6 protein-coding genes are annotated in these 7,863 nt (G+C 57.3%); 3 read left to right on the top strand and 3 right to left on the bottom strand.

Annotated elements, in window-relative coordinates; all coding sequences use genetic code 11:
• Positions 1-111 precede the first annotated feature (111 nt).
• Both GS611_RS13980 and acdA read right to left on the bottom strand, forming a co-directional pair.
• Positions 112-1,734: a thiamine pyrophosphate-binding protein gene (locus GS611_RS13980; protein WP_171636609.1), complete on the bottom strand. Its 1,623-nt coding sequence runs from the start codon at positions 1,732-1,734 to the stop codon at positions 112-114.
• 8 nt (positions 1,735-1,742) lie between these two features.
• Entirely contained in the window at positions 1,743-2,960 is a 1,218-nt protein-coding gene (acdA, locus tag GS611_RS13975) for a 3-sulfinopropanoyl-CoA desulfinase (protein ID WP_171636608.1), read from the bottom strand.
• A 94-nt stretch (positions 2,961-3,054) separates the two neighbouring features.
• On the opposite strand from acdA, the gene GS611_RS13970 reads away from it, so the two are divergent.
• Positions 3,055-3,924 (top strand): LysR family transcriptional regulator, encoded by an 870-nt coding sequence (locus GS611_RS13970; RefSeq protein ID WP_253285054.1) that lies wholly within the window; start codon positions 3,055-3,057, stop codon positions 3,922-3,924.
• A gap of 348 nt (positions 3,925-4,272) precedes the next feature.
• Here the strand turns inward: GS611_RS13970 and GS611_RS13965 are convergent, their stop codons facing one another.
• On the bottom strand, positions 4,273-4,827 hold the full coding sequence (locus tag GS611_RS13965) for a cupin domain-containing protein (protein ID WP_171636604.1): 555 nt from the start codon (positions 4,825-4,827) through the stop codon (positions 4,273-4,275).
• Positions 4,828-4,982: 155 nt separating this feature from the next.
• Between GS611_RS13965 and GS611_RS13960 the strand changes: the two genes are divergently transcribed.
• Together GS611_RS13960 and GS611_RS13955 are read left to right on the top strand one after the other, a co-directional pair.
• Complete coding sequence (locus GS611_RS13960) at positions 4,983-6,305, top strand: aspartate aminotransferase family protein (protein ID WP_171636601.1); 1,323 nt, start codon at positions 4,983-4,985, stop codon at positions 6,303-6,305.
• A 34-nt stretch (positions 6,306-6,339) separates the two neighbouring features.
• Positions 6,340-7,851 (top strand): CoA-acylating methylmalonate-semialdehyde dehydrogenase, encoded by a 1,512-nt coding sequence (locus GS611_RS13955; protein ID WP_216598284.1) that lies wholly within the window; start codon positions 6,340-6,342, stop codon positions 7,849-7,851.
• Positions 7,852-7,863: the final 12 nt, after the last annotated feature.

The following is a 7,863-nucleotide window of genomic DNA, read 5'->3' as shown; positions in this document are numbered from 1 at the left end:
TTTTGGGAGCCGTGAATCACGCAGCGCAGCGAAAATCAATGCATCCTGACCCTAGCGACGAGCCCCATGATCATCGAGGGCGCGACTGCCGCGAGGCGGTCTGCACGCATATCAGATCCGTCCATCGTATGCCCCCCGATCAATCACCGCAGCAATGACTGTGAAACTGTCCGCGCTCCGAGCTGCCATGAGTGCAGCCTTCAGTTCTTCGGCGTTGCCAACGGTATGCCCGCTGCCTCCGAAGGCTTCGGCCAATCGGGCAAAGTCGTGCTTGTCGAAATCGACGCCCGCGTTCTTGAGCTGACGGCCGCGCTGTTTGATTTCAATCAGCGCGAGGCTGGCGTCCACAAAGACCACGAAAATGGTCTTCAACCCAAGTTCCGCTGCTGTCGACAATTCGCCCGCGACCATCAGCATGCCGGCATCACCGGAAAAAGACACGACGGTTCGCTCGGGCTCGATCAGGGAGGCACCCATTGCGAGCGGAACCGCGCAGCCCATCGTGCAGAGAGCAGACGACTGCAACAGGCCCTTAGGCGCGTAGCAGGACCACTTCTGGGATAGCAGAATCCGGTGCGCGCCGGAATCGACGGTAGCGACAGTGTTCTTTGGCAGCACGTCGCGACAGGTATCGATGACCACACCAGGTCCCCACGCCTCCGTCTCGGCAACGGCCTTGGTCAGGCTGTCACGCACGTCGTCGATCCCGCCCCCCGACCAGCTCGGCGTTGTCGCAATGCAATCTGACATAGCGTCCAACGTTAGTCCGACATGGCTGACGAGTTGGAGGGTCGATTGGTGCATGTAGTGGGTGTTGGGCTCGGCGGTGATGTCGATGACATTGACAATTTCAGGGTCCCAGACATCGCGCCACCCAACCCGCATTTCGATTGGGTCGTAGCCAGCACAGATGATCAGATCAGCCTCCTTCACAAAGGGCAGTAGGATATCATCGTTCTTTGGCGACAGGCCCGCTCCGCCAAGGCAGAGCGGATGATCTTCCGCGATGATGCCTTTGGCTTTGTAAGTCGTAATGACCGGTACGTTATGCGCTTCGCAAAAACGCAAAACAGCGGCGCTCGCATTGTCCTTGAGCGCATCCAGGCCAGCGATCATCACGGGTCGCTTGGAAGACGCGAGCCATGAGCGGGCCAGCGTGAGATCATCTTCCCCAGGAACAACCGCGCTGACCTTGGCCCGGCGGCGCATCTCAACGGGTCCAGGCTTTGCATCGGCCACGGAGATCGGGACGTCGATGTGAACAGGACCGTCCCGGCCATCCGTTGCAATTGCAACGGCCTTGTCTGCAATCGTATCCGCTCCATCCGCAGTCAGCACGAAGCTCGCCTTGGTGATGGGACGGAATACAGCCTGATGATCTAAAACCTGATGGGTATAGGTCAGGGCTTCGGTTGCATCGACACAGCCCGTCAGGACGATCAAGGGCACGCGGTCTTGCTGTGCATTCGCGACGACATTGACGCCGTTGACAGCCCCCGGCCCGACTGTCGCCACCAGAATGCCGGGCGCGCCCGTCATGTGATGCGCGCCCTCGGCCATAAAGCCGGCACTGTTTTCGTGCTTGCACAGAATGAATTTGATACCGGCCGTTTTGAGCGCATCGACTATCGTCAGCACCTCGCCACCCGGCATACCAAATGCATGCCTGCAGCCAGCCTCGTAGAGCCGCCGCGCGACGAGGTCGGCGGCCCGAAGGTCTTTCTCAGTTTTCATGGGGTCTCCTATTCAGCCGCGAAGCGTGCTGGTGTCGTGAGGCGCGCATACCCGTCACGCGTCTGTGGTGTTTTGATCCCGAGAACGGTCCCGGCGACTTGAGTTCTCAGGATTTGCGCTGTTCCACCGCCAATGGTGAACATGCGCACATCCCGATACATCCGCTCCAACGGCTCGCGGTCGCAGTAGCCACGTGCACCGAACATCTGCAGCGCGTCACTGACGACTTTGATCGCCATCTCGGAGGCAAAGAGCTTGGCACGGGCGGCCATTGTCATGTCAGGGTATTGGCTGCCATTCGGGCCGCGCGACCGCGCCGCCTCATGCAACATCAGCCGCGCCGCATGGACCTGCGTGTCCATATCCGCGACCATCCATTGAAGGCCTTGGAACTCCGCAAGCGGACGCCCGAACTGCTCCCGCTCATGGAGGTAACGCTTGGCATGTTCGAGCGCCCCGGCGGCGACACCCATGGCGATGGTACCCGCGCCGACGCGTTGTGAATTGTAAGCATTCATGAGGTCGGCAAAGCCGCGCTTGAGGCCAGATGGCGGTTTGACCAACCACTTCTCTTCGATCTCGACATTCTCAAATCGAAGTTCCGCTTCCGGCATCCCGCAAAGGCCCATCGTATATTCGCGGCCCACCACGGCGAACCCTTTTGGCATCTCGCCCGAGAGCGGATCGGCATGAAGGATGAAACCGCCAATGCCTTGCTCGACACCCGCTTCATCGAGGACGCGGGCAAAGATGAGGTGGAGTTTTGACACGCCGCCGCCGGTGATCCAGTGCTTGGTGCCGTTGAGGATGTATCGATCACCTTGTTTGCGCGCCGTGGTCAGCATCTCAGTTGCAGCACTCCCGGCCTCAGGTTCGGTGATGCAAATCGCGGGTTTGTCGCCGGACAGAACATGGGACGCGCAAAAGGCTTTCTGCTCATCATTGCCGTAGCCCATGACTGCGCTGATGCCGCCCATATTGCCTTCGACAACGACGCGCGCCGTCAGCGTGCAGGCCTTGGCGATCTCTTCGACCACCATGGCCACGTCGAGAAAGCTTGCGCCCTGACCGCCATATTCCTTCGGAATAGACATCCCCATGATCCCGGCATCGGCGAGTTCACCAACGTTCTGCCAGCAGTAGACACGGGATTTGTCCCACTCTGCAGCGCGTTTCTCAAATCCCGGCACCAACTCTTTTGCGACGTCAACAAGCGGATGTGTCATGGCAAGTCCCTCATTCTCTTCTGGTCAGAATACGCTTGCTAAAGTCCAACACAATCGAATAAGATTTGATATCAAATACAGAGTTTCTTAAGTAATGCAGACACGTTCTCTCAGAACCCTGGTCCGCGTGTCCAAGGTCGGCTCCTTTGCTAAAGCAGCTGAGCAGCTGAACATGACTTTGTCCGCTCTTTCCATGCAGATGAAGGCTTTGGAAACGGAACTCGGCGTCGATCTCTTTGATCGCACCGTGCGGCCACCGCGCTTGACACCCATAGGACGAACCATCGTCGAGGCCGCGACGCCGCTGCTGCAACGCGAGGACAAGCTTCTCAATCTGTGCAGGCCCACGGATACTTTGGTTGGACATTTCCGGATCGGCTTTGTGACCTCCGCCGCCGTCCGACTGCTGCCTGACTTTCTGAGGAACGCCAAGCGCGATGCTCCACAGGCGACCTTCGCGTTTGAGACCGGGCTCTCAAAAGTGCTGCAGGATAAGGTTGTGAATGGACAACTCGACGCGGCGCTTGTCACGGATGCCGAAGGCGTTCCTGATGCGCTGTCAGAATTGGTGCTGAGGGAAGAACCTTTTGTTTTTGCGGCCCATGAAACCCTCCTAGTGGACGGCCTCACGGGTTTGCTGAGTGAGCAGCCCTTCTTTCACTTCATGCCCAACACGGGCATCGGGAAACTTATCGCAGGCGAAATGTTGAAGCATGACCGACCAAAGGAGTCCGAGACGATCGTTCTCGATAACCTGGAAGCCATCATGGAATGTGTCTCAGCGGGACTGGGATTTACGCTTCTGCCTGCACCGGACGTTGTCCGATATCGGTCCGCAGAGGTCAAAAGTATCCAACTTCCAAAGGCTTCGGCCAGAAAGCTGGTTCTCGCAACTGTGCGCGACGGCGCGTTGGCCGGACGCGAAGCAGCGCTTGCGGCTCTGTTTTCGGTCGACAATGCCTAAATGGTAGAGGTGTGAGGGCTGGTTCGAATCGTGCCGGAGGGGCACAAGCTTCGGAACAAGTTTCGAATTCAAGTAGTCGGTCCTGGCTATGCGGAGCCCTCGCCGTTAAGGACGGCCCAGAACCGACTTTGCGCACTTCGTTGGATTTCTGCAGCCGCGCACGCATTCCGGCCATTCACGGCAAGCGCGAAATCCGATAAGAATTCGCCGTTCGGGACCGCGTAAGAAAACCGACAATTGGCTCCTGGTTGTGAATGTCGACTTCATCTCGACATTACGAGTTGGTTGTCGAATTTCACCATTCCGCGAAATATTGAAAACGCTCACAAAAGAGCTCTTGTGGTTCAGTCAGAACGACGAAGGTGTGCATGCGCTGATCACCTTGCACGGCGCATCACCGGCATTCCGAAACCTGTGTGGCAAAATGCTTGAGAAGTAATACGCATCACCTGGCCCCAGCACCCTCGACTGCCCATCAACCGTGACTTCAAGACGGCCCTCTATCACAACCGCGCATTCCTCACCTTCGTGAGACAGTTCAGCTCGCCCCGAGTCGGCACCTACTTCGTACTCCTCGATTAGCATCTGTAATTTTCTGTCTCGGCGCTCACCTGCGACAAGCAAATAGGAAACTCCGGTTGAACCAAGGTCGCGCATTCTTTCGTGCGGATAAAAAAACGACTCCTCGTTCTGCAATTCGAAACTGAAGAAAAAACCCAAGTTGACGTCGACTGCGGCAAGGATCTTTTTTAGCAGCGCCACGGAAGGTTGAGTTGATCCACTCTCGATCTGAGAAATCGTTCCGCTACCCACTCCTGCGCGTTTCGCCATTTCGCGTTGACTGAGGCCTTTGGTCGTTCGAATCAACTTTAGACGACGGGCTGTTTCGAGATCTGATGACATAACCGTTACTCCAGTGCTTTCCCGCTTTGGATCGAAAGCATTCTAAGGGCGCAACGATTTTTTTCAATAACTTACAGATTAAAACAAAGCCGGGTATGCGGAAGGCGCGAACTCTGCAAAGATCTGTCATCAAATGAAAATCTGCTTCACGAGGAATGTACGTGCTCGATCAACCCAACACAATGTCATCGTTTTGGATGCCGTTTTCGGCCAATCGTGATTTCCTTCGCGAGCCCCGGATGATCCAATCGGCTGAAGGAATGTATTACACCAGTTCCGATGGTCGGAAGGTCATGGATGGCACCGCCGGACTGTGGTGCGTCAACGCGGGCCACCGGGATCCGCTGATCGTAGAAGCCGTGCAGAAGCAGGTGCACGAGTTGGACTATGCGCCGAATTTCCAGTTCTCCCACCCTCAGGCGTTTGAGTTGTCGGCAAAGCTGACCGCGATGATGCCTGAGGGAATGAATCACGCCTTCTTCACCAACTCTGGCTCCGAGTCCGTCGATACGGCGCTCAAGATCGCACTGCATTACCATCGGATGCGAGGCGATGGAGCGCGCACCCGCCTGATCGGGCGCGAGCGCGGGTATCATGGCACAGGGTTTGGTGGCATTTCGGTTGGCGGTATCGTCAAGAACCGCATGCATTTCGGCACGCTCCTGACCGGTGTTGATCATCTGCGTCACACGCATGATCTGGAGAAAAACGCATTCTCTCGCGGTTGCCCGCAACACGGGGCAGAGTTGGCGGACGATCTGGAGCGTTTGGTTGCTTTGCATGACGCCTCGACCATTGCGGCTGTGATCGTCGAACCAATGGCCGGTTCAACCGGTGTGCTTCTGCCGCCGAAAGGATACTTGAAGCGACTGCGTGAGATCTGCGACCGACATGGCATTCTGCTGATCTTCGACGAGGTAATCACTGCATTTGGTCGTCTGGGTGCGGCGACGGCATCAGATTATTTTGATGTAAAGCCAGACATCATCACGACCGCCAAAGGCCTGACCAACGGCGTAATTCCGATGGGTGCGGTCATTGTGTCCGATAAGATCTACGACTCGGCGATGGAAAACGCCGATGCGCCGATCGAACTGTTCCATGGCTATACCTATTCCGCAAATCCGGTGTCCTGTGCCGCCGCGCTGGCAGCTTTGAAGAGCTATGAACAGAACGACCTGTTCCGCCGCGCCGCGTTGCTATCGCAGCCTTGGGAGGATCAGCTTCACAGCCTTAAAGGGCTGCCGAATGTGATCGATATTCGCAACCTGGGACTGGTTGGCGCAATTGAACTCGCCCCACGAGAAGGCGCGCCGGGTGCACGGGGCTATGATGCAATGAAGCGGGCCTGGGATGCCGGAATAATGATCCGTGTCACCGGTGACATCATTGCCTTGTCGCCACCACTGATCATCTCGGAACCCGAAATAACGACACTCTGTCAAACACTCGGAGAAGTATTGGCTGACCTGCCATAGTCCCTGACTTCTAACCCCAAAAAGGACTGACATCATGAAAGATGCATCCCCGATCGCTTTGATCGGCCACTACATTAATGGCCAAATCACTGCTCCATCCGGTGAAAATACTCAGCCGGTTTTCAATCCCGCAACCGGAGCGCAAACCGGCGAGGTGTCGCTGGCGAACGTCCAGACAGTCGACGACGCAGTGGCCGCCGCCAAAGCAGCGTTCCCGAAGTGGTCGAACACTCCGCCGATCCGCCGTGCACGTCTTATGAACAACTTTCTGGCTCTGGTGCGTGAGCACAAGGACGAATTGGCGCGCGCGATCACCGTCGAGCACGGCAAGGTTTTCACCGACGCCCAAGGCGAGGTTGAGCGCGGTATTGATATCATCGAGTTTGCCTGCGGCATCCCGCAACTCCTCAAGGGCGATTACACGGAGCAGGTCTCCACTGGCATGGACAACTGGACCACGCGTCAGGCGTTGGGGGTTGTCGCCGGGATCACTCCCTTCAACTTCCCGGTCATGGTGCCGATGTGGATGTTCCCGATCGCCATCGCCGCAGGCAATACCTTTATCCTGAAGCCGTCTCCGACCGATCCGTCGGCCTCTCTGCTGTACGCGAATCTGATGCAGAAGGCGGGTTTCCCTGATGGTGTGTTCAACGTCGTACAAGGTGACAAGGTCGCCGTGGACGCGTTGTTGGAGAACGACGACGTCAAGGCCGTGTCCTTCGTCGGTTCGACCCCGATTGCGAACTATATCTACGAAGTTGGTGCTCGGCACGGCAAACGGGTTCAGGCTCTGGGTGGCGCAAAGAACCACATGCTGGTGATGCCCGATGCCGACATGAACAAGGCTGCCGACGCCCTGATTGGTGCGGCCTTCGGGTCGGCGGGCGAACGCTGCATGGCGATTTCTGTTGCCCTGTTGGTTGGCGATGCCGCCGACAAACTGATGCCGGTCCTGAAAGAGCGCGCCGAAACTCTGAAGATCAAGAATGGCCTTGAACTGGACGCCGAGATGGGCCCGATTGTCACCGCCGCTGCGCGTGATCGGATCAAAGGCTACATCGACTCTGGTGTTGCAGAGGGTGCTGACCTGCTAGTCGATGGTCGCGACTATACCGTCGAAGGGCACGAAGAAGGGTTCTTCCTGGGCGGCACCCTGTTCGACAACGTCACGCCCGACATGAAGATCTACAAGGAAGAGATCTTTGGCCCCGTCCTGTCCTGCGTCCGCGTCTCGAACTTTGCCGAAGGCCTTCAACTGATCAACGACCACGAGTTCGGCAACGGCGTGTCACTGTTCACCCGTGACGGCAACGTTGCGCGTGAGTTCGGCAAACAGGTTCAGGTCGGCATGGTCGGCGTCAACGTCCCGATCCCGGTTCCGATGGCATGGCACGGCTTTGGCGGCTGGAAGAAGAGCCTTTTCGGCGACATGCACGCCTATGGCGAAGAGGGCGTTCGTTTCTACACCAAGCAGAAATCCATCATGCAGCGCTGGCCCGAGAGCATCTCGGAAGGTGCCGAATTCGTCATGCCAACGGCAAAATGATCATCCGATCCA

Origin of the sequence: Ruegeria sp. HKCCD6119 (assembly GCF_013110585.1) — a bacterium.
GTDB lineage: Bacteria > Pseudomonadota > Alphaproteobacteria > Rhodobacterales > Rhodobacteraceae > Ruegeria.
This window is presented reverse-complemented; position numbering and strand designations above follow the sequence as displayed.

Bases quoted from the DNA above. Each gene is read 5' to 3' on its own strand.
- GS611_RS13955 (WP_216598284.1), top strand. From the start codon at position 6,340: ATGAAAGATGCATCCCCGATCGCTTTGATCGGCCACTACATTAATGGC.
- GS611_RS13970 (WP_253285054.1), top strand. From the start codon at position 3,055: ATGCAGACACGTTCTCTCAGAACCCTGGTCCGCGTGTCCAAGGTCGGC.
- GS611_RS13965 (WP_171636604.1), bottom strand. From the start codon at position 4,827: ATGTCATCAGATCTCGAAACAGCCCGTCGTCTAAAGTTGATTCGAACG.
- acdA (WP_171636608.1), bottom strand. From the start codon at position 2,960: ATGACACATCCGCTTGTTGACGTCGCAAAAGAGTTGGTGCCGGGATTT.
- GS611_RS13960 (WP_171636601.1), top strand. From the start codon at position 4,983: ATGTACGTGCTCGATCAACCCAACACAATGTCATCGTTTTGGATGCCG.
- GS611_RS13980 (WP_171636609.1), bottom strand. From the start codon at position 1,734: ATGAAAACTGAGAAAGACCTTCGGGCCGCCGACCTCGTCGCGCGGCGG.